This window comes from Amycolatopsis lexingtonensis (assembly GCF_014873755.1).
In the GTDB taxonomy this organism is placed as follows: domain Bacteria; phylum Actinomycetota; class Actinomycetes; order Mycobacteriales; family Pseudonocardiaceae; genus Amycolatopsis; species Amycolatopsis lexingtonensis.
Genome location: NZ_JADBEG010000001.1, coordinates 2588238 through 2609559, shown reverse-complemented (window position 1 = coordinate 2609559; position 21322 = coordinate 2588238). Strand labels below are relative to the sequence as shown.

Below are 21322 nucleotides of genomic sequence, written 5' to 3'. Positions count from 1 at the left end.
TCCACGCTGGTCAAGCCTGGAACGCGCTGATCACGTGCGTGCCGAACCGCCGGGCCGCGGCGGTCCGGGCCGCCGGGGAATCCGCCTTGATGCCGCCGCCCGCCGTGATCATCAGGATCAGGTCGTTCACGCCGACGTCCGGGCGCAGGTGGCCCGTGGCCTTCGCCCGCCGGATCAGTTCCGCCGCCGCGGCCAGCGAAGAAGCCCGCATCGACCCGAAATCCAACGCCTCCGGATACGCCGATTTGACCGCCTCGATGAAGCCGTGGTCACGCACCTGCAGCGCGCACAGCGTCTCCACCGCGGAACAAAAGCCGCGCCAGGGATCGGGGTCGGCGAGGCCCCGGGCCAACGTGGACTGCCAAACGCGCGCCTGGTCCGTGAACGCCTCCGTGACGAGGGCCCGCTTGGTCGGGAAGTGGCGGTACACCGTCGCAGGGCCGACTTCGGCGCGGCGGGCTATCTCGCGGACCGGGACGTCCAAGCCTGCCGAACCGAACGCCGTGCGGGCCGCGGCCAGGATGCGGGTGCGGTTGTCGCGGGCGTCGGTGCGAGGCAAGCGGGCGGTCATCGCTCTCACTTTAGGTGAACGGCCACGCGGGTTCGTTACCGTCCACCGGCGAACGGCCCCCGGAAAGCATGGGCAGGACATGACATCCATCAGGCACGACGGCGACAGCTGGGACCCCGCTTCGGGCGTCGGGGCGACCGCCACCCTCGCCGCCGTCGCGCGGGCCGTGGCGAGCCGTGAGAACCTCGTCGACGACCCGTTCGCCGCGCCGCTCGTCCGCGCGGTCGGCGTCGATCTCCTCACCCGGCTGGCGACCGGCGAGACGGCTCCCGGCGACCTCGTCGGGCGGGGTGCGATCGACGGCGCCAAGGTGCGGACCAAGTTCTACGACGACTTCTTCCTCGACGCGGCGAACGCGGGCGTCACCCAGGCCGTCATCCTGGCTTCGGGGCTGGATTCCCGCGCCTACCGGCTGCCCTGGCCGGCCGGGACCGTGGTGTTCGAGGTCGACCAGCCGCGGGTCGCCGGGTTCAAGACCCGGACCTTGGCCGAGCTGGGGGCGGTGCCCACGGCCGAACGGCGGGTGGCCGCGGTGGACCTGCGCGACGAGTGGGCCGACGCGCTGCGTGACGCCGGGTTCGACCCGGGCCGGCCGACGGCGTGGAGTGCCGAAGGCCTCCTGGGCTATCTGCCACCGGAGGCGCAGGACCGGCTGCTGGACACCATCACCGGACTCAGCGCGCCCGGAAGCCGGGTGGCCACCGAGAGCCGGCCGAACCCGCGGCCGGGCGAGGACGAGCGGACGAAAGAGAGCCTGGACCGCATCTCCGCGCGCTGGCGCGAGCACGGTTTCGCACTCGACCACGCGGGACTGCGGTACTTCGGCGCGCGCAACGAAGCCGCCCCCTACCTGGCCGGCCTCGGCTGGACGGTGACCGGGCGCAGCGTCCGGGACCTCTTCGTCGCCTACGGACTGCCGCCCCTGGCGGACGACGGTTTGCGGATGGGCGGCGTCCGCTACATCACCGGGATCCGGTAGCGGCGCCGAGCCGCGCCGCGAGGTACTCGGCGAGGGTGGCCACCGTCGGGTGGTCGAACAGCGCCGTCGCCGGGACGTCGATGCCCGCGCGGGCCGTGACGCGGTTGCGGATCTCCAGCGTGGTCAGCGAATCGAAGCCCAGCTCCGGGAACGGCCGGTCGTCCGCGATCGCGTGCGGGTCCGGGTGACCGAGCACCGCGGCCACCTCCGTGCGCAGGAGGTCGCGGAGTTCGGAACCGGCCGGCTGCCGGGGCCAAGGGCGGGAACCCGGCGCGGGGCGCGGGTTCACCGCCGTCGGGGCGTGGGTGAACCGCGCCGGGATCAGCACGGGCTCGGTGTACGCCAGTGCCGCGTCGAACAGCTCGAGTCCTTGCTCCGCGGTCATTCCCGTGACGCCGGAGGCGGTGATCCGGCGGTGGGCGGTCGCGGAGATCCGGTCGCCGAGCCCGGTGCCGACCTCCCACAGGCCCCACGCCAGCGACACTGCCGGCAGGCCCGCCGCGCGCCGGCGGGACGCGAGCGCGTCCAGGAACCGGTTCGCGGCGGCGTAGTTGGCCTGGCCCGCTTTGCCGAAGGTGCCCGCGATCGAGGAGAACAGCACGAACGCCGTCAGCGGCAGCTCGCGCGTCACCTCGTCGAGGACCAGCGCCGCGTCCGCCTTCGGGCCCAGCACCGCGTCGAGCCGCTCGGGGCTCTGGGCGGACAGGACGCCGTCGTCGACCACAGCGGCCGAGTGCACGACGGCGGTCAGCGGCGGGTCGCACGTCTCGACCAGGCGCCGCATCCGAGCCGGATCGGCGGCATCCGCGGCGACGATCCGGACGCCCGGGCCCAGCGCGGCCAGCTCGGCCGCACCGGGGGCGGCCGGGCCACTCCGGCTGACCAGCAGGAGGTGCCGGACGCCGTGGGCGCGGACGAGGTGGCGCGCGACCAGCGCACCCAGCGCGCCCGTGCCGCCGGTGATCAGCACCGTGCCGGCCGGATCGATCGGCCGTCCGGTCGACGGCGTGGCCCGCGCCACGCGGAACACGTGGGGCACGCCGCCGTGGACGGCGATCTGCGGTTCGGTGCCGTCGCCGACCAGGCCCGGCACGTCGGCGGTCGCACCGGGGTCGAGGTCGACCATCGTGAGCCGCCCCGGGTACTCCGCGGCCGCCGAACAGCCGAGGCCCCAGACCGCCGCGGCGGCCGGGTCGGGGGCAGGCCCGGTCGCGTTGCGCGTCACCAGGGCCAGCCGGCCGGGTTCGGCGAGCCGCCGCTGCAGGAGCCGCAACGCGCCGGCGGTCGCCGGGCGGACGTCGCCGGCCGGCGCCTCGAGCACGGTCACCGGCTCACCGGCCGGGACCGGCGCCACCGGCACCCAGCGCGGGCGGTACAGCATCGTGGCCGCCGGGCTGGCCGGCTTCGTGACCATGGAGTCCACCCGGGCGAGCGGGACGCCGTCGGTGCCGTACGCCGTGACTCCGACCGCGCCCGGCCCCGCGGCGGTGACGTGCACCCGTGCGTGCCGGATCCGCGGCGCGTACAGCTCGACGCCGCTCCACAGGAACGGCATCCGCGGTTCCGCGTCCGGGGCCGCGAGCGCCGCCGCGTGCACCGCGGCGTCCAGCAGCACCGGATGCACCCCGAACGCGCCGCCCACCCCCGGCGGGAGCTCGATCTCGGCGAAAACGTCGTCGCCGTCGCGCCACAACCGGGTCACCGCGCGGAAAGCGGGTCCGTAGGCGTGCCGCTCGTAAGCCACGGGGACGTCGAGTTCGGTCGCGGCCGCCGGCGGCCATTCGGTCTTCCACGGCTCGGGCGGCGGACCGGGCGGCCGGAGCCGTCCGGTGGCGTGCCGCCGCCACGGCTGATCGGCGCGCGGCCGGGCGTAGGCGTCGAACTTCGGCCCGTCGACGACGACCTGCAGGTCGTGGTCTTCGACGGGCAGCGGGGCCTCCAGGACGAGCTCGTCGACGGCGGCCGTGCCCGCGTGCAGCGCGAGTTCGACGAACAGCGCGCCCGGGGCCACCGGCACCCCGCCCACGACGTGGTCGGCCAGCCAGCCGTGCGCCCGCGGGTGCAGCGCGCCGCCGTGCACGATCCGGGGCGAGTCCGGGGCTTCCAGCGGCGGGCCGAGCAGCGCGTGGCCCGGCCCGGTGGGCGCCAGTGGGTCCAGCCAGTAGCGCGTGCGCCGGAAGGGATACGTCGGCAGCGGGACGATCCGGGCGCCGCTGCCCCCGAACACCTTCCGCCAGTCGACCGGGACGCCCACGGTGTGCAGGGCGCCGAGCGCGGTGAGCACGCCCGCGCCGTCGAGGGTGGTGGTGACGGCGGCGTCGACGACCCGGCTGAGCACCGCGGCCGGGCCGATTTCGAGCGCGGCTCCGGGCGCGGCGGCCGCGACGGCGCCGGCGAACCGCACCGGCTGCCGGACGTGCCGCACCCAGTGCTCCGGCCCGCCCGCCGGGTCGAACCGCCCGCCGGTCAGGGCGGACACGAACGGGATTTCGGGGCGGTGGTGCCGGATCCCGGCGATCGCTTCCCGCAGGTCGACCAGGATCGGGTCCATCAGCGGGGAGTGGAAAGCATGGCCGACGCGCAATCGGGTGCCCCCGCCCAGGCACCCGGCGACCGCGGTGACCGCCGCATCTTCGCCGGAGAGCACCACCGCGCGTTCCCCGTTGACGGCCGCGATCGCGACCGGCCCGCCGTCGATCGCCGCGGTGGCCTGGGCTTCGGTCACCGGGACGGCAATCATGGCGCCGCCCGGCGGCAGCGCGGCCATCAGACGTCCTCGCGCGGTCACCAGTGCGGCCGCGTCCGGCAGGGACAGCACACCGGCGACGTGCGCGGCGGCGATCTCGCCCGCGGAGTGCCCGAGCACGACGTCCGGCCGCAGGCCCCACGACTCGAGCAGCCGGAACTGCGCGACCTGGAAGGCGAACAACGCGGCTTGCGCGTGCTCGGTCTGCGTGAGATCGGCCGAGAGCAGGTCGGGGCCCGAGGTGCCCAGCTCGTCGCTCACTTCGTCGAACACGGCGGCGAACTCCGGGAAGGCGGCGGCCAGCTCGCGGCCCATGCCCGGGCGCTGGGTTCCCTGCCCGGAGAAGAGGAACGCCAGCCGCGGTTCGCCGCGGACCGTCCGGCCGCGCACCGCACCGGCGGCGATCGCGCCCAGTGCCTCCCGGTTCTCGGCGAGCACGCGGTGCCGCAGCGCCGGCCGGGCGGCGAGGGTGAAGGCGACGTCGACGCTGTCCGGTGCGTCGGCCAAGCCCGCCGCGACCGCACGCAGCGCGTGTTCGTCGTCGGCGCTGAGCAGCCACGGCGTGGCCGGGAACCCGGGCGAGGCCATCGATGTCTCCGGCGGGGCTTCCTCCAGCAGCACGTGCGCGTTGGTGCCGCCGATCCCGAACGCCGACACCCCGGCGCGGCGCGGCTGTTCTCCGGCGGGCCACGGCTGGGCGTCCGCGAGCAACGCCACGGCGCCCGACGACCAATCGACGCGCGGGGTCGGGTTGTCCGCGTAGCGCGAGGGCGGCAGCTGCCCGTGCTGCAGCGCGAGCACCATCTTGACCACCCCGGCGACGCCCGCCGCGGCCTGCGTGTGCCCGATGTTCGACTTCACCGAGCCGAGCCACAACGGCTTCTCGCGGCCGTTGCCATACGCGGCGATCAGCGCTTCCGCTTCGATCGGGTCGCCCAGCGGCGTGGCCGTGCCGTGGCCTTCCACCGCGTCGACGTCCGCCGGGGCCAGCCCGGCGTCCGCCAGCGCCGCGGCGACGACCGCGCGCTGCGCCCGGCCGCTCGGGGCGGTCAGCCCGTTCGAGGCGCCGTCGGAGTTGACCGCGGACCCGCGCACCAGCGCCAGCACGGGGTGGCCGCGCCGCCGGGCGTCCGAAAGCCGTTCCAGCAGCAGCACTCCGGCGCCTTCGGCCCACGCGGTGCCGTCGGCGTCGGCGGAGTACGGCCGGCAGCGCCCGTCCGGCGACAGCCCGCGCTGACGGCTGAAGGCGAGGAACGTCCTCGGCGTGGCCATCACCGTGGCGCCGCCGGCGACGGCGAGGGAGCATTCGCCGCCGCGCAGGGCTTTCACCGCCAGGTGCACGGCCACCAGCGACGACGAGCACGCCGTGTCGACGGTGAGCGTCGGCCCGGTCAGCCCGAACGTGTAGGCGATCCGGCCCGACGCGACCGCGTGCGAGGAGCCGATGCCCAGCCAGGCCTCGAGTTCGTGGCTGGTGAAGCGGCTCGCGTAGTCCTCGTTCATCACCCCGACGTAGACGCCGGTGTCGCTGCCCCGCAGGGTCGCGCGGTCGAGGCCGGCGCGTTCGAACGCCTCCCAGGTGGTCTCCAGCAGCAGCCGCTGCTGGGGGTCGGTGGCGAGCGCTTCCTTCGGCGAGATCCCGAAGAAGCCGGCGTCGAAGTCGGCGGCGTCGGGGAGGAAGCCGCCGCGGCGGGTGACCGACGTGCCGAGCCGGTCGGGGTCCGGGTCGTAGAGCCGGTCGAGGTCCCAGCCGCGGTCGGCGGGGAAGTCGCCGGTTGCGTCCTCGCCGTCGGAGACCAGCCGCCACAGGTCCTCCGGCGTGCGCACGCCGCCCGGGAACCGGCAGGCCATCGCGATGACGGCGATCGGCTCGTCGGCCGGTGCCGCCGTGGGCACCGGCGCGGCGGGCCGGGTGCCGCGGGCGATTTCCGCGATCACCTGGCGGGGTGTGGGGAAGTCGTAGATCAGGGAGACGGGTAGCGAGGTGCCCGCGTATTCGGCGAGCCGGTGCCGCAGCTGCACGCCGGCCAGCGACGTCAGGCCGAGTTCGGCGAACGGCCGGTCCAGCCAGTCGTCCCCGAGGTCATGGCCGGCCAGCTCGGCGAGTTCCGTTCGTACGAGCCCGGTCAGGTCGTCCGGCACCGGCGCGGTCAGCGCGCGGCGCAGCGGTTTGCCCGACGGCGTGCGCGGGATCGCGTCGACGACGTGGAAGGCGACCGGGATCTTGTACGGCGAAAGGCGTTCCCGGCACAGCCGGCGCAGTTCGGCGCCGTCGAGTTTCCCGCCCGCGGGCACGACGTAGGCGATCGGGACCTCGCCGACGATCTCGTCGGGCCGCTTGCCGACGAGCACGTCCCGCACCGACGGCGATTCCGCCAGCACGGCCTCGACCTCGGCGGGGTGGACGTTCTGGCCGCCGCAGACGATGACGTCGTCGACCCGGCCGTCGAGGAAGAGCTTTCCGGATTCGAAGCGGCCCGCGTCGCCGGTGCGGTACCAGCCGTCGCCGAGGGCGGGCTGCCCGTGGTAGCCGAGCATCAGCCCGGGCCCGCGGACGAGGACCTCGCCCGCGTCGACCCGGATTTCGACGCCGGGCACCGGGGTCAGCCCGGTTTCCCCGGGCTGACCGATGGCGATCTTCCCGCTCGTTTCGGTGCTGCCGTAGCCGTCGACGAGCGGCGTGCCGAACAGGTCGCGCACGGCGGCCCGCGCGACCGGTCCACAGACGGCCCCCGCGGTGAGGGACAGGCGTGGCGGCACCACCGGACCGTGGATTTCGTGGCGCAGGGCGGCAAACGTGGCGGGAACCCCGCCGAGCACGCAGCCCGGGTACGCGGCGAGCAGCTCGGCGTCGACGCGGTCGGCCAGCCGGGTGTGCGCGCCGGTGGCGATCGTCCCGGCCATCGCGAGCGACAGCGCGTAGGCGTGGTGGACCGGCAGCGGCCACAGCACGGTGTCGTCCGGGCCGAGCCCGAGGGCAGGGGAGTAGCACGCGGCGACCGTCCACAGCACCGCCCGTTGCGTGGTCAGCACGCCTTTCGGCCGGCCGGACGTGCCGGAGGTGTAGAGCAGCCAGGCGGGTTCGTCGAGGCCGAGGTCGTCACAGGGTGCGCCGTCCCCGCTCAGGTTTTCCACCGCCAGCACGCGCAGGTGCGGCCGATCCGCCGCCAGTTCGCGGGCCCGGTCCAGGTGCCGGGCTTCGGTGAGCAGCAGGGCGGCGCCGGAGTCGTCGGCGATGGCGGCCAGCTCGGCGTCGGTCGCGCCGGCGCTCACCGGCACCCCGATCGCCGCCGCGCGCACCACGGCCAGCAGGGCTTGGACGTATTCGACCCGGCGGCCGACGTGCAGCAGCACCCGCTCGCCCCGCGCCACGCCGAGCGCGCCGGCGATCCGGGCGCTCGATTCCGCCAGCTCGCCGTACGTCACCGAGCGGGTTCCGTCGGAAACCGCCGGGCGCTCGCCCGGGTGCGCCAGGACGAGCGACGGCAACGGGCGCAGCAGATCGGTGTGGATTCTCCCCATGGAAACCAACTTAGCGGGATTCGGCCCGGTGCCGGTCGGCTCAGTCCTTTGTGGACTCTCCGGTGACGGCCGCGGCGATGTCGAGCGCGGCTTCCGCGGGCGAGCGGTCGTCGGCGTCATCACCGCGTTCGGGGTGGGTGGCCACCGAGCCGGGATCGACCGCTTCGACGTGGATGCCGCTGCCGCGCAGTTCGGCGGCGAGAGCCGAGGTCAGGCCTTCGAGGGCGTACTTGGCCAGCGCGTACCCGGGTGCGCGGACGGCCTCGACGCCGGCGCCGATCTGCGCGGCGGCGCCGCTGGAGACGTTGACGATCCGGGCCGCGGGCGCGGCCCGCAGCAGCGGCAGGCAGGCCTGGGTGAGGGCCAAGGAACCGAGGACGACGACGTCGTAGGAGGCGCGGGCGGCGGCGATGTCCGCGTCCAGCAGGGAGGTCACGGTGAAGTCGGGCATGTTCGCCGCGTTGTTGACCAGCGCGTCAAGCCGTCCGGCCGTGTCGCGGAGGTGCTCGACGCAGGCGGCGATGTCTTCGGGGTCGGTGATGTCGAGGCGCACGGCGTCGGCGGAGAGCCCTTCGGCGGCCAGCAGGGCGGCCAAGTCCCGGGTCTGCTCGAGGTTCCGGCCGGCAAGCACGGCGTGGTAGCCGCGGGTGGCGAGTTCGCGGGCGACGGCGAAGCCGAGCCCCTGCGCCCGGCTCGCGCCGGTGACGAGGGCGACTTTGGATTCGTTCATGGCTCCTACTGTAGGGAACTCCTACAATTGTGCCAACCCGCTTTCCCGCCTAGGATCACGGCCATGTCCTCCGCCGACCGCCCCCGGGCCCTGCTGCGCTGGCCGACCTACCTGATGGGCCGCCTCCACCGCGGCGGCGTCGCGCGGATCGACGAAGAGCTGGCGGCGATCGGCACGTCGTTGCGTGACTTCTACGTCCTGGTCTGCGTCGGCGAATACGGCCCGCTGTCTCAGCAGTCCGTCGCCGACCGCCTCGGCCTCGACCGCAGCGACCTGGTGAAGGTGCTCGACCGCCTGGAGGCCGCGGGCTGGGTAGTGCGCGAACGGGACACCGAAGACCGGCGCCGGCACGTGCTGACGTTGACCGGCGCCGGCCGGGAGGTGGTGGCGAAGACCGAGGAGATCTCGGGCGCGGTGACCGATGAGCTGCTCGCGCGGCTGACCCCGCGCGAGCGGGAAACCCTGCACCGGTTGCTGCTGAAGGCTTCCGGGGATCAGGCGGGGCGGTAACGGCTCGCGAGTTCGGGGCTCTGGCCGCCGAAGGCCGCCAGCTCGGCCCCGAAGACCGACTCCAGCAGCCCGGCGTCTTCCACGCCCGGCGCGCACACGACCTCGCCGAGTCCGAGCCCGCGCAGCGAAGCCGAAACGACGTCGGCCGCGCTCATCCGCGGCACCGCGCTCAGGTCCAGACCTTGGCGCGAGTGGAACTCGGTCGCGACGACCCCCGGGCACACGACCTGCACGCGGACGCCGGTGCCGTCCAGTTCGGCACTGAGCGTCTGCGACATCGTGACGAGGTGGGCGAGGGTCCCGGCGTAGACCGTCCGCCGCGGCAGCCGCGCCTGCGGGGCGGGTCCGCTGAAGGCGATCATCCCCGCCACGTTCACGATCGCGCCCCGGCCGCGTTCGACCATGCCCGCCACGGCCGCGCGCGCGAGCAGCGTGGGGGCGAGGACCTTGACCTTGACCAGCTCGCGGGCCTTGTCCGCGGGGAGGTCGGCGAACGGCATGTAGTGCGCCACCCCGGCGTTGTTCACCAGCACGTCGAGCGGTTCGGCGCCGGCGATGTCCGCGACGGCGTCGATGCCTTCGTCGGTGGACAGGTCGGCGGCCACCGTGCGGACCTTGACTTCGGTGTGCGCGGCGGCGAACTCGTCGAGCCGCTCCTGGCGCCGGCCGACGAGCACCAGGTCGTGGCCGTCGGCGGCCAGGCGCTCGGCGAACGCCCGGCCGATGCCCGACGTGGCGCCGGTGACGAGGGCGAGCTTGGTCATGATCGAACATCCTTTCGGAGGGGTGGGGCCGGCGCGAGCGCGGCGGAACCGAGGAGGGCCAGCTTGTCCGCGGCGTCGGTGCCGGGATCGGGGTGGTAGACCGCGAGCACGAGCCCCGGCGCGTCGCTGAGCTCCAGCTTTTCCCGGTTCAGCACCAGTTCGCCGACCTGCGGGTGGTCGAAGCGCACGGTCGCGCCCCGCCGGTTCGCGACGTCGTGGCGGGCCCACAGCTCCCGGAACCGGGGACTGGCCAGGGAAAGCTCGCCGACGAGCTCGATGAACCGCGGGTCGTCGGTCTCGGTACCGACCGACTGGCGGAACCCCGCCACCAGGTCGCGGGTGGCGAGGTGCCAGTCGGGGAAGAGGGCCCGCTCGGCCGGGTCGAGGAACACGTCCCGCAGCCGGTTCGCGCCCGCGACGAGCCGCGGCGAGATCGTCTCGGCGAGCTGGTTGGCCGCCAGCACGTCGAGGTAGCGGCCCTCGACGAACGCGGGCAGCCCGACCGCCGCCAGGAACTTGACCATGCCGGGCGGGACGGTCTCCTTCCGGCGCCGTCGCCCTCGTTTCAAAGGACGCAGCCGAGGCTGTTGCCCGGTGAGGCCGATCAGGTACGCCGTGGTGTCGTCGTCCAGCTGCAGCACGCGGGCGATCGCTTCGAGGACCTGCCGCGACGGGTTGCGGTCGCGGCCCTGCTCCAGGCGCAGGTAGTAGTCGGCGCTGATGCCGGCCAGCTGCGCGACCTCTTCCCGGCGCAGCCCCGGCACCCGCCGCAGGCCGCCGGCCGGGATACCCGCCTGCTCGGGCGAAAGCAGCTCCCGGCGGGCGCGGAGGTGATCGCCCAGGAGGTTCGGTTCGTCGGTCACGACTTCACGGTAATCCGCGCGCGGCGCCGGTGCCTGGTCCTGTCACCCCCAGGGACGTCGGTCCGTTGTGGACGGATCAGCCGACCGGGAACTTGACGCCGGTGAGTTCCTCCGACACCGTCCACAAGCGCCGCTGCACCGCGGCGTCGTAGGACTGCGGGCTCGAGGCGACCACCTGCGGGCGCCCGCGGTAGCCGCCGAAGCCGTCGGGACCGTAGTACTGGCCGCCGAGGGCGCCGGGGTCGGTCGCGGCGCGCAGGATCGGGAGCGCGCCCCGCTCCGAGCTCTGGGTGAACAACGGCGCGACGACCGGGAAGAGCGCGCGGACGACCACGGGGGAGTTGCGCATCAGCTCCGTGCGCGCCACCCCGGGGTGGGCGGCGACGGCGGCGGTGGTGCCCCGCGGGGCCAGGCGGCGCTGCAGTTCGTAGCTGAACATCAGGTTGGCCAGCTTGGCCTGCCCGTAGGCGGCGACGCGGTCGTAGGAGTTCTCCCACTGCAGGTCGTCGAAGTGGATCGCGGCGCGGATGTCGTGGGCGACGCTGGACACGGTCACCACGCGGGAGCCCTCGACCGGCAGCAGCAGGTCGAGCAGCAGGCCGGTGAACGCGAAGTGCCCGAGGTGGTTGGTGCCGAACTGCAGCTCGAAGCCGTCGCGGGTGGTCTGGCGCGGCGGGTACATGACGCCGGCGTTGTTGATCAGCAGGTCGATCTTCGGCAGCGTGCCGCGCAGCTCGGCCGCGGCGGCGCGGACGGAGTCCAGGGACGCGAGGTCCAGCTCCTGCACGGTGACGTCGGCGGTCGTGCCCAGCTTGGCGGCCGCTTTCTTGCCCTTCTCGACGTCGCGTACGGCGAGCACCAGGGTCGCGCCGCGGTCGGCCAGCACCTTGGCCGTGTCGAAGCCGAGCCCGGTGTTGGCGCCGGTGATCACGGCGACGCGGCCCTGTTGGCTCGGGATGTCGCGCTCGGTCCAGTTCTTGCTCATGGGGGTCCCTCCGGTGGTGGCCCTTGCGGACCGGCGGTCTGTTATATCCCCGACGCTAAGGAACCATCGGTCTGTTGTCAAGAGACTGTCGGTCTTTAACTTCGCGCGAAGGGGGTTAGGCTGATCTCATGACGTTCCAGCGGGCGCGCAGCGCGGAGCAGCGAGAGGAGCGGCGGCGCACGATCCTCGACACGGCGCTGGCCATGCTCGACGAGATGCCGGTGGCCGACGTGAGCCTCAACGAGCTCAGCCGTCGGGTCGGCCTGGCGAAGTCGAACGTGCTGCGCTACTTCGAATCCCGTGAGGCGGTCCTGCTCGAACTGCTCCAGGGCGCGCTGCGGGACTGGCTGGCGGAGGTGGCGGACGAACTGGCCGCGGGCGTCGACCGCGACCGGCCGGCGGGGGAGCGCGGCGAGGCGTTCGCGGCGGTGGTCGCCCGGTCCCTGGCCCGCCGCACGGTGCTGTGCGACCTGATCGGCGCGCAGGCGGGTGTCCTGGAGCACAACGTGTCGGTCGGCGTCGTGGTGCGGTTCAAGCAGTCGGCACTGACGAGCCTGGAGTCGATGGCCGACCTGCTCCGGCGGTACGTCCCCGAGGTGGGCGCGGAGGCGGCGTCGGTCTGCCTGATGGCGATGATCATGACCGGCGGGTTGTGGACGCACTGCCGCCCTTCACCGAGCGCGCTGGCGGCGTACGAGGCGGACCCGGCGCTGGCCGCGCTGCACCTGGAGCTGGCGCCGGCGCTGCAAAACGGGCTGGCGATGCTGATCTCGGGAGCCATGGCCCGCACCGGCTGAGCCGCAGGGCTCCGGCGAAGTCGCGCGGCTCGGCCACTGCGCCGCCGGTGACCGGCTCGCCTGACGTCTTGAATGAGTCATTCAGGTCTTCGGAGGTCCTGAATGACTCATTCAAGACGTTGGCGGAGCGCTGCGGACCCGCACCGGCGCGACTTTGCCGGGACCCAGGGCTGAGCCGTGTCAGCGCGGTGTCCGCGCCGTGTCAGGCGGGGCGCCGAAAGTAACCGGCATGACGAAGAACGCGATCTCCCCGACCCGCTCCCACTGGACCGGCCTGGTGGCCGTCGAAGACACGGCCCTCGCGGTCACCGACACCGGCGGCCCCGGTGTCCCGGTGGTCTACCTCAACGGCCAGTTCGCCACCCGGGGCTACTGGCGCCACGTCCTCGCCGAGCTAGGCGACGGCGTCCGGCACATCACCTTCGACGAGCGCGCCCGCGGCAAGTCGAAGCGCTCGGCGGACTACTCGTTCGAGGCCGCCGTCCGCGACGTCGACGCCGTGCTCGCCGCCCGCGGCGTGGACCGGGCGGTCGTCGTCGGCTGGTCCTACGGCGCGGTCGTCGCGGCGCACTGGGCGCACCGCAACCCGGAGCGCACCCTGGGCGCGGTCCTGGTCGACGGCGCGTACCCGCACGACTGGCTGGACGACGCCATGGAGGTGCGGATCCGCAAGCTGTTCAAGCGGATGAGCTGGTTCCTCCCGCTGCTGCGCCCGACCGGCCTGGCGCCCCGGATGACCGCCGCGCAGCAGGCCGAAAGCAACATCGAGCTCGGCAAGCTCTCCCGCGAGCGCGAACTGGGCCCGGTGCTGGACGGCATCACGGTCCCCGTCCGGTACGTCGTCGCGTCGGGAACCTCCTTCGGCAGCAAGGGTGACGAGCAGGAGCGGATCCGCCGCAGCCTCGACGCGGTGACCGGCCGGAACCCGAACATCACGAGCGAGAAGGTCGGCAGCAACCACGGCGCGATCCTGCGCAAGGATGCCGGTGTGGTGGCGGGCGCCGTGCGGGAGATGGCGGTGTCTTGACACGCCTGCCCACTCATTCATACATTCGTCGTCACTTTGTATGAATGACGGGAGTTGATCCGCATGCGGCTCGGCCAGACCGCCGTCGTCCTGGGTGGCAGTGCCGCCGGTCTCTGCACCGCCGGTGCCCTCGCCCCCTTCTTCGACCGGGTGCTCGTGCTGGAACGCGACCGCCTCCCCACCGGGGCCGAACACCGGCGCGGGGTGCCGCAGAGCAAGCACCCGCACTTCCTGCTGAACTCGGGGCGGCGGGCGATCGGTGCGCTGTTCCCCGGCTTCGAGGACTACCTGATCGCGGCGGGCGGGCTGCACCTGATGCCGTCCATGGACGCCGCCTACCTCGACGGCGAGGGCTGGTCGGCGCGCAAGCGCAGTGCGATGACGATGATCTACGGCTCGCGGATCCTCATCGAGCGGGTGCTGCGCGACAAAGTGCGGGAGCTGCCGAACGTAGTCATCCGCGAAGGGACCACCGCCGGCGGCCTGAGCTTCGACGGCGGGGCGGTCACCGGGGTCGAGGCCGGCGGGGAGCACCTCGACGCCGATTTCGTCGTCGACGCGATGGGCCGCGGCTCGTCCGTCGCCGGCTGGCTGGCGGCGGCCGGGTGGCCCGAACCGGCGACGAAGACGCTCGACGCCAAGGTCACCTACACCTCGCGCTGGTACGACCTGCCCGCCGAGCGCCCGGCCTCCTGGTGGTGGCGGCACCTGGTGATCATGCCGACCCCGGACAAGGGCGAGCACCCCGCCGAGCACGAGTTCCTGGTCAACTTCTTCCCCGTGGAAGGCAACAAGGTCATCGCCTGCATGGGCTCCTGGGGACTCGAAATGCCCCGCACCACCGACGCGTTCGCCGAGGTGGCCCGCCGGGTGCGGACGCCGCTGTTCGCCGCCGCGATGGAGCGGTGCGAGCCGACGTCCGAAGTGCACCTCACCCGCTCGACCGGCAACAAGTGGCGCCGCTACGACCGCCTGCGCACGCCGCCGCGCGGCCTGGCGTTCGTCGGGGATTCGATCTGCGCCTTCAACCCCTTCTACGCCCAGGGCATCAGCTCCGCGGCGGGCTCGGCACTGCTGCTGCGGGAACACCTTTCCCGCGCCGGTCGCCTCGACGACGGCTTCAGCAAGCGCTTCCTCGCCGCGCAGCGCAAAGCCCTACAAGTGCCGTGGAGCCTCGCGATGGCGCGGGACCAGGGCTACGAATGCGCCGAGGGCACGGAAAAACCGCCCGAGTGGAAGCGCCGGATCCTCGCCGCGGTGTCCGCACCGGCGTTCAGCCTGATCGTCGGCGCCGCCCGGGAAGACGACGTCGTCGACGAGCACTTCGCCAAGGTGTTCAACCTCGACGAGTCGCTGGGGGACATGCTGCGCAACCCACGCGTGCTCGCGGGGCTCGTGCGCTACCGCGTCCGCGCGGCGCTGGGACGGCACCGGGTCCCGTTCGGGTTCGATCCCCGCGCCGAGCCGCCGGCCACGGACTATTCGACGGTGGCCGCGCGATGAGCACGGCGTGCGGGCCGGACGCCGAGGCCGTCACCCGCGGGCTCGGCTTCGACTGCCACGACGTCTCCCCGGTGGTGTCGGTCCGCTTCCCGTGGGACCTGGCGGACTGGACGATGCCGGTGCTCGAAGCGCTCATCGTCGCCGGCGCGGTCTTCGCGCTGGTGCACGCCGTCCGCCGGTACCGCGCGGGCGATCCGGTCAACCTGGCGCTGTGGTGCGCTTCCCTGGTCTACCTGTTCGTCACCGAACCCCCGCTGTACTTCCCGGAGTGGTTCGGCCTCGACCAGCTGTACGGCTTCATCTTCGCCCACAACCGGTTCACCGTGCAGTTCATGGCGGACCGGCTGCCGCTGTACATCGTGGCGTTCTACCCGGCGTTCAGCCAGCTCGCGTACGAGGTCGTGCGGTCGCTCGGGATCTTCCGGCGCGGCGCGCTGCGCGGCTCGGTGGCCGTCGCCTTCGTGTGCCAGGTGTTCTACGAGGTCTTCGACCAGATCGGGCCGCCGCTGAAGTGGTGGGCCTGGAACCCCGGCAACGACATCGTCAACCACCCCGCGCTCGCGACGGTGCCGCTGACCAGCATGCTGCTGTTCGCCTCCGTTTCGATGGCGGCGATGACCTACCTGGTCGTGCGCCTGCGGGGCCCTGCCGCGTTCCTGCTGGCCGGCGTGCTCACCCCGCTCGCGATGGTGGTCGCGGGCCTCCCGGCGAGCCTCTTCCAGGGGCATTTCACGGCGCAGGCCTGGATCCTCGGCGTCGAACTGGCCCTGGTCTGGCTGGCCGGCGGCTGGATCGTGGCCACCCAGCGGTCGGCCGGGCCGGTGTCCGCCTTCGCCCGGCTCTACCCCGCCGCCTACCTGGGCGTCCTGGCCGTCATCTGGCTGGCCGCGCTCCCGTCCCACGACGTCCCGCTCGAAAGCGGGCTCTACGCGCTGGCCTGCTTCGCCGCGGCCGGCCTGGTGCTGGCCGCGTTGCACCGGGCCCGCCGCCCTGCCCCGGTGTGACCGGGCCGGGTCGGGGAAGATGGCGGGCATGGGGCACCACGGATGGCGGGGCAACCCGCCCGGCACGGAGGACGAGGCACGCCGCCGCATCGTCGAGGCGGCGACGGCGTGCCTCGACCGCGTCGGGCCGGCCAAGACGAGCCTGTCCGACGTCGCCGCCGAAGCCGGCGTCACCCGGCAGACCGTCTACCGCTACTTCCCGAGCCTGAAGGACATCCTCCGCGCGGTCGGGCTGGCCGGGGTCGAGGAGTTCGCCGCGCGGATGGAACGCCATCTGGCCACGTTCGGTACCGCCACCGAAGTGGCGGTCGAGTCGGTGGTGTGGGCCGTCCGCACGGTCCCCGGCGAGCCCCACCTCGGCCTCCTCCTGCAGGCGGGCGAAGCCGACTTCTTCACCGACGGGGTCATCTCGCCGCTCGCGTTCTCCTTCGGCACGCGCATCCTCCGCAACGTCCCGGTCGACTGGGCGGCGGCGGGCGTCGCCACGGAGGAGGACCTCCGCGGGCTGGCCGAGATCCTGATGCGCCTGTTCATGTCGTTCCTGCAGCACCCGACCACGCCGCCGCCCGCCGACGACGAGCTGCGCGCGCTGGTCCGCCGCTGGCTCGGCCCGGCACTCGGCGGCTGAGGTCAGGGCTTCTTCACCGGCGGCGGCTTCTGGTACGGCTTCGTCGCTCCAGTCTCGGCGTTGTGCTCGGTGACCTGGATGCCCTTCTCCTCGAGCTTCTTGTACTCGATCTCGTCGAAGATGTTGTCCGGCCGCCGGTACGGGTAGATGTCGCCGTCCGGATTGGGGATGCCCGTGCTCGTCTGCGCGCCCGGCTTGTCCGGGAAGACGACGTGGGTGTCGGCGTTCGAGTTCTTCGCGAACGTCTCCGACGCGTGGTCCCACTTCTCCTTGACGAAGGTCTTCTGGTCCAGGTTGGACGTTCCGTGGTCGCCGTGCGACCAGTACCCCTTGTCCGGGTCCTTCATCATCTTGTCGTCGACCCAGCCGGGCATCTTCAGGTGGTTGTCGGCGACCAGCCCTTCGAGCGTGTTGCCGCCGTGCTGCTTGGCGACCGAGTTCGCCTTGAACTCGATCGAGCCCAGGTACGGGTCGTCCGGCGCGCCGTGGCCCTTCTTGTAGCCGCCGGACCAGAAGAAGTGCTTGTCCGCCTTCATCATGTCGTCCAGCTTCGGCTTGAACGCCTCCCACTCCTCGCGCGTCATGCGGTTGACGTCGACGCCGAGGTCGGGCTTCTTCGACGGCGGCGGCTTGAGGTCCGGGTGCTCGTCGAAGTCGTCCGGGCGGGGCCGCTTCTGCGACGGCGGCCCGGACTTGCCGCAGGTGCCCACGAGCCCGAGCGGGTCGCCGGTGAGCAGCGGCTCGGCGACGTAGCCCACCGGGTCGGGGGCGGCCGCGAGGCCGAGCGGGTCCTGGCTGAGGTACCGGGCGGTTTCCGGGTCGTAGTAGCGGAAGACGTTGTAGTGCAGCCCGGTTTCCTCGTCGCGGTGCTGGCCGGGGAACGCCAGCGGCACGGCCGCGGTGTCGGCGCCCGGCAGCGGCGCGCCCCAGAAGGCGCTGTGGTCGCGCCAGGTGACCGCGCCCCGCTCGTCCAGCAGCTCGGTCGGGGTGCCCGCCGGGGTGGTGATGACGCTGCGGAACCGCTCGCCGGCCGCGGTCCGCTCGATCTGCACGACCGGGTGGCCGTCGCCGGGGTGACGCTCCCACGTCAGGATCCGGCGTGAACCGTCCGGGCCGAGTTCGATCCGCTCCACGAGGTCGAAGCCGCTCCACAGGAAGCGCGTGTCGCCGACGAGCTCGGCTTCACCGTCGGCGCCGGTGACCCAGCGCCGCTTGGCGAACCGGCGGCCCAGCGGGTCGTAGTGGTACGTCCAGCGCGCGCCGTCCGGGGTGCGCACGCCGCGCAGCCGGTCCAGGCCGTCCCACGAGTACGTCCAGGACCGCTCGCCCCGGGTCCGCACGGTGACGCGGCCCTGCGCGTCGCCGGTGTAGCGGGTTTCGCCGCGGCCGGTGCCGAGGCGGCCCGCGGCGTCGCGGGTGAACCGCTCGGTGCCGCCGGGTCCGTGCGCCTCGCTGACGCGGCCCGCGGCGTCGAATTCGAGCCGCCACGGCCGCGTGGTGTCCCCGACCGCGGCGAGCCGGCCGTCGGGCCGGTAGCCGTAGGTGCGGACCCCGACGCCGGCGATCTCCTCCGAAGCGACCCGGTCCTCCACGCAGAACCGCCGCCGCAGCACCACTTCGCCGTCGACGCTGCGGGTGACCTCGCGCCCGGCCGCGTCGTGCTCGAACCCGACGTCGTGCCCGGCGATCCGCAGCGACCGCGGCAGGCCATCGCCGTCGAAGCGCCACTCACTGTCCACACCGGACGACGTGCGGCGGCGCACGGCGGTCTCGTCGTAGTCCCAGGCGACGCCGAGCCCGTTGACCGTCTCGGCGATCACCCGGCCGCGCCCGTCGCGGGTGAGCTCGAGCCGGGCTTCGGCGTTCTCAGCCAGCGCGAGCCGCCCGAGCGCGTCGTAGGCGTAGCGGGTGATGTCCTCGGCCGTGCGCCGCTCGATGACGTTGCCGAGCAGGTCGTAGGCGAACTCGGTGGCCTCGCCGAGGCCGTTCGTCATCCGCCGCAGCTGCCCGGCCGCGTCGTAGGCGAAGGTCAGCCGCCGTCCGTCGTAGTCGGTCTCGGCGACCAGGCGCCCGGCCGGGTCGTAGGCGTAGTGCCAGGTCCGGCCGGCCGGGTTCGTCACGGAGGTGAGCCGCAGCTCGCCGTCGTAGGTGTACGTCGTCCGCGCGCCGGTCGCGTCGATGTCCGCCACCGGCAGGCCGAACGGCCCGTAGCGGCGGCGCCGCACGACCCCGGCCGCGTCGCGGTGCTCGACGACCTGCCCTTCGGCGTCGTGCAGCCAGGTTTCCCGGTCGCCGTGCGGGCCGATCCGCCAGGCGCGGCGGCCCTCCGCCGTCCAGCCCAGCCGGGCAGCGCCGCCGGACGCGGTGTGCACGAGCTGGGGCCTGCCGAACAGGTCGCGGTCGCCGGGGCGCACCGACGCGTCCGTCACCGGCGCGTCGCCGAGCGGGTCGGGCGCCGTCCCCGGCCCGGCCGTGACCGCGGCGCCGGGCAGGACGGTGAACGGGTCGGCCGCGGGCACCACGCGCTGGACGGCCGCGTCGCCGTCGCCCACCCGCAGCCGGACCTCGCCCTCGGCGGCGGGTGCCGTCCGGACGACCGAGCCGTCGGGCCGGATGACGGTGGCCAGCTCGCCATCCTGGTAGTCGTAGCGGGTTTCGCGACCCAGTTCGTCCACTTGGGACAGCAGCTGGTCGTAGCGGCTCCACGTGTACCGGCGGGTGTTCCCGAGCGGGTCGGTCCGCTCGACCAGCTGCCCGGCGTCGTTGAGCCGGTAGGTCCAGGTGTGGCCGAGCGCGTCGGTGTGCCGGGTCGTCCCGGGTGAGTAGGCGAAGGTCGCGTTGTAGAAGCCGTTCGCCCCGACTGCGCGGACGCAGCGGCCCTGGGCGTCGTAGACGTAGCGGTACCAGGTGCCGGTGCGGTCCCGCCAGCCGACGAGCCGGTGGTCGTAGTCGTAGTCCAGCGTCATCGGGCGGCCCGCGAAGTCCGCGATCGTGGTCAGCTGCCCGAGGCGGTTGTAGCCGAACCGGACCAGCGGGGCGGCACCGGGCGCGCCGAGCGCGACGACGCGGCCGCCGTCGGTGGCGATCCGGAGCTCGACGCCGTCGTCGCGGCGCAGCGCGGCGGGCGTGCCGTCGGCGGCGTAGGCGATCTCGGTGCGGCTGCCGTTGCGCTCGATCGCCGTGAGCCGGCCGTCGGCGGCGAAGTGCAGCTCGCGGTCACCGGCGGCGAGGCGGTAGCCGCCGGGGGAGCGGTGCAGCGGGAGACGCGGGCCTTCCAGCGGCAGCACGGGTTCACCGGCGGGCACCGGGTAGACGAGGACCATGCCGTCTTCGGCGTAGAACCGGACCGCTTCGGCGCCGACCGCCAGCCGCTGGTCCAAAGTGGACGCCCAGGAGCGGCCGAACCACCGGCCCGCCCGGTAGGCCGAGAGGTGGGTGCGGGTCAGTTCGAGGTCGCCCGCGTCGCCCGGCAGGACCAGGTCGACCTGGGTCATCACGACCTCGCCGGTCGCGATGTCCACGGGGTCGCCGCAGTAGGTCTTGCTGTCCGACGGCTGGGCGCGGTCGCGCGGGCCGTCGCCCTTCGGGTCGCTCTTGGGAGCGCCCCTGGGCGTGCCGCCGGGCGGCGGCGTCTCGACCTTCGGGGGTGGCGGGCTGACCGGCGGATCGTTCTTGGGTGGCGCGTCCGGCTTGGGTGGCGGGTCGGTCTTGGGCGGGGCTTCGGGCCCGTCTTTGGCACCAGAAGTGTGGGTGCCGTCGATCCCTTTGGGGTTGCCGTTGATGTCGGCGTGCTTCGGCGGGGGCGCGGCCTTGCCCGGCTTGATGTTCTTCAACGCCTTCGCCGCGTCCGAGAACAGGTCCCCGGCCCGCTTGAGCAACGGCACCAAGGCTTTGAGCGCGGTGACGAGTCGTTTGACCAGGTCGGCGATCTTGGAGGCGGTTTTGGCGACGGCGTTGATGACCTGCGGCACCACCCACGTCAACCCGATGCCGAGGGTGAACACCACCTGCAACGCCCAGCTGATCAAATGCCCGATCAGCTCCGCGATGATGTCGCGCACCAGCGCCCGCACCGCCGCCACCACCTCACCGGCGGTCTTCACCCCACTGGACGCACCCTCGCAGCCCTTCTGCGCGGTCTCCAGCAGCGTCACGGTGTCCTGCGCCCGCTGACGGTAAGTATCAGCGGCAGGCCCGGTCCAGGAGACGGTGTCGGCTTTCACCATCCCGGTCAGATCTTGCCCGATGCTGCCCAGCTCGGTCGCGACGTTCTTCCACGTCTCGGACTGGGCGGCGATCTCATCGGCGTTCCCGGTCAACCCGTTGAGGGCTTCTTTGAGCGGGCCGACGTGTTCCATCAGCCACCCCACCCCGGCGGCGAGGATCGCCCCGAACGGGTCCATCGCCATCGACAGGGCGTCGAGGGCGGTGCCGACCGCGCCCATCGCGACGGAGGCCCAGTCGCCTGATTCGATCGCGGATTTCAGGTCGTTCGCCGATTCCAGCAGCGAGATGCCCGAATACGCCTTGGTCGAGTCCTTGGTCTCAGCGACCAGGGGATTCCCCATGAACGACCTCCCGGGCCCAGGCCGGACGTTTCGTCAAACTTTCAAGCAAGGTAACAGCGTCTGAACAGTCCGTGTCAGCTCTGCTACCCGGATGCCCGAAAATCCGCGAAACGGTGGCCCAGGCG

14 protein-coding genes are annotated in these 21322 nt (G+C 73.3%); 7 read left to right on the top strand and 7 right to left on the bottom strand.

Annotated elements, in window-relative coordinates; translation table 11 throughout:
- Window positions 1–10: 10 nt before the first annotated feature.
- The gene (locus tag H4696_RS12040; protein ID WP_192782261.1) at window positions 11–571 is read right to left on the bottom strand and encodes a TetR/AcrR family transcriptional regulator; all 561 of its coding nucleotides are present in this window, start codon (window positions 569–571) and stop codon (window positions 11–13) included.
- A gap of 79 nt (window positions 572–650) precedes the next feature.
- On the opposite strand from H4696_RS12040, the gene H4696_RS12035 reads away from it, so the two are divergent.
- Entirely contained in the window at window positions 651–1550 is a 900-nt protein-coding gene (locus tag H4696_RS12035) for an SAM-dependent methyltransferase (protein ID WP_086859034.1), read from the top strand.
- On the opposite strand, the gene H4696_RS12030 is transcribed toward H4696_RS12035, so the two are convergent.
- Together H4696_RS12030 and H4696_RS12025 are read right to left on the bottom strand one after the other, a co-directional pair.
- Complete coding sequence (locus tag H4696_RS12030; protein ID WP_086859035.1) at window positions 1534–7818, bottom strand: SDR family NAD(P)-dependent oxidoreductase; 6285 nt, start codon at window positions 7816–7818, stop codon at window positions 1534–1536. The genes H4696_RS12035 and H4696_RS12030 overlap by 17 nt on opposite strands.
- 40 nt (window positions 7819–7858) lie before the next feature.
- Window positions 7859–8548 carry an SDR family NAD(P)-dependent oxidoreductase gene (locus H4696_RS12025; protein ID WP_086859036.1) on the bottom strand — a complete coding sequence of 230 codons (690 nt, stop codon included), beginning with the start codon at window positions 8546–8548 and terminating at the stop codon, window positions 7859–7861.
- Window positions 8549–8611: 63 nt separating this feature from the next.
- Here H4696_RS12025 and H4696_RS12020 point away from each other — a divergent pair, with 63 nt between their 5' ends.
- A complete protein-coding gene (locus tag H4696_RS12020; protein ID WP_086859037.1) occupies window positions 8612–9058 on the top strand; it encodes a MarR family winged helix-turn-helix transcriptional regulator in 447 nt (148 codons plus the stop codon).
- Here H4696_RS12020 and H4696_RS12015 read toward each other — a convergent pair.
- From H4696_RS12015 to H4696_RS12005, 3 genes are all read right to left on the bottom strand, one after another.
- Window positions 9043–9822, bottom strand: coding sequence for an SDR family NAD(P)-dependent oxidoreductase (locus H4696_RS12015; RefSeq protein WP_086859038.1), 780 nt, complete (start codon window positions 9820–9822; stop codon window positions 9043–9045). The genes H4696_RS12020 and H4696_RS12015 overlap by 16 nt on opposite strands.
- A complete protein-coding gene (locus H4696_RS12010; protein ID WP_086859039.1) occupies window positions 9819–10685 on the bottom strand; it encodes a helix-turn-helix domain-containing protein in 867 nt (288 codons plus the stop codon). The genes H4696_RS12015 and H4696_RS12010 overlap by 4 nt, the downstream gene beginning before the upstream one ends.
- Before the next feature lie 76 nt (window positions 10686–10761).
- A complete protein-coding gene (locus tag H4696_RS12005) occupies window positions 10762–11670 on the bottom strand; it encodes an SDR family NAD(P)-dependent oxidoreductase (protein ID WP_086859040.1) in 909 nt (302 codons plus the stop codon).
- A gap of 128 nt (window positions 11671–11798) precedes the next feature.
- Between H4696_RS12005 and H4696_RS12000 the strand changes: the two genes are divergently transcribed.
- The 5 genes from H4696_RS12000 to H4696_RS11980 all read left to right on the top strand — a co-directional run bounded on the left by H4696_RS12000 (window position 11799) and on the right by H4696_RS11980 (window position 16629).
- Window positions 11799–12467, top strand: coding sequence for a TetR/AcrR family transcriptional regulator (locus H4696_RS12000; RefSeq protein ID WP_086859041.1), 669 nt, complete (start codon window positions 11799–11801; stop codon window positions 12465–12467).
- A 229-nt stretch (window positions 12468–12696) separates the two neighbouring features.
- Window positions 12697–13494, top strand: coding sequence for an alpha/beta fold hydrolase (locus H4696_RS11995; RefSeq protein WP_086859042.1), 798 nt, complete (start codon window positions 12697–12699; stop codon window positions 13492–13494).
- Between the two features lie 63 nt (window positions 13495–13557).
- Entirely contained in the window at window positions 13558–14997 is a 1440-nt protein-coding gene (locus H4696_RS11990) for an FAD-dependent oxidoreductase (protein ID WP_086859043.1), read from the top strand.
- On the top strand, window positions 14994–16001 hold the full coding sequence (locus H4696_RS11985; RefSeq protein WP_086859044.1) for a hypothetical protein: 1008 nt from the start codon (window positions 14994–14996) through the stop codon (window positions 15999–16001). The genes H4696_RS11990 and H4696_RS11985 overlap by 4 nt, the downstream gene beginning before the upstream one ends.
- A 28-nt stretch (window positions 16002–16029) precedes the next feature.
- Window positions 16030–16629 (top strand): TetR/AcrR family transcriptional regulator, encoded by a 600-nt coding sequence (locus H4696_RS11980; protein ID WP_086859045.1) that lies wholly within the window; start codon window positions 16030–16032, stop codon window positions 16627–16629.
- Window positions 16630–16631: 2 nt separating this feature from the next.
- Here the strand turns inward: H4696_RS11980 and H4696_RS11975 are convergent, their stop codons facing one another.
- A complete protein-coding gene (locus tag H4696_RS11975; RefSeq protein WP_192782260.1) occupies window positions 16632–21197 on the bottom strand; it encodes a DUF6531 domain-containing protein in 4566 nt (1521 codons plus the stop codon).
- Window positions 21198–21322: the final 125 nt, after the last annotated feature.

Bases quoted from the DNA above. Each gene is read 5' to 3' on its own strand.
- H4696_RS12020 (WP_086859037.1), top strand. From the start codon at position 8,612: ATGTCCTCCGCCGACCGCCCCCGGGCCCTGCTGCGCTGGCCGACCTAC.
- H4696_RS12000 (WP_086859041.1), top strand. From the start codon at position 11,799: ATGACGTTCCAGCGGGCGCGCAGCGCGGAGCAGCGAGAGGAGCGGCGG.
- H4696_RS12005 (WP_086859040.1), bottom strand. From the start codon at position 11,670: ATGAGCAAGAACTGGACCGAGCGCGACATCCCGAGCCAACAGGGCCGC.
- H4696_RS12025 (WP_086859036.1), bottom strand. From the start codon at position 8,548: ATGAACGAATCCAAAGTCGCCCTCGTCACCGGCGCGAGCCGGGCGCAG.
- H4696_RS12015 (WP_086859038.1), bottom strand. From the start codon at position 9,822: ATGACCAAGCTCGCCCTCGTCACCGGCGCCACGTCGGGCATCGGCCGG.
- H4696_RS11990 (WP_086859043.1), top strand. From the start codon at position 13,558: ATGCGGCTCGGCCAGACCGCCGTCGTCCTGGGTGGCAGTGCCGCCGGT.
- H4696_RS12030 (WP_086859035.1), bottom strand. From the start codon at position 7,818: ATGGGGAGAATCCACACCGATCTGCTGCGCCCGTTGCCGTCGCTCGTC.
- H4696_RS11975 (WP_192782260.1), bottom strand. From the start codon at position 21,197: ATGGGGAATCCCCTGGTCGCTGAGACCAAGGACTCGACCAAGGCGTAT.
- H4696_RS12035 (WP_086859034.1), top strand. From the start codon at position 651: ATGACATCCATCAGGCACGACGGCGACAGCTGGGACCCCGCTTCGGGC.
- H4696_RS12040 (WP_192782261.1), bottom strand. From the start codon at position 571: ATGACCGCCCGCTTGCCTCGCACCGACGCCCGCGACAACCGCACCCGC.
- H4696_RS11995 (WP_086859042.1), top strand. From the start codon at position 12,697: ATGACGAAGAACGCGATCTCCCCGACCCGCTCCCACTGGACCGGCCTG.
- H4696_RS11980 (WP_086859045.1), top strand. From the start codon at position 16,030: ATGGGGCACCACGGATGGCGGGGCAACCCGCCCGGCACGGAGGACGAG.
- H4696_RS11985 (WP_086859044.1), top strand. From the start codon at position 14,994: ATGAGCACGGCGTGCGGGCCGGACGCCGAGGCCGTCACCCGCGGGCTC.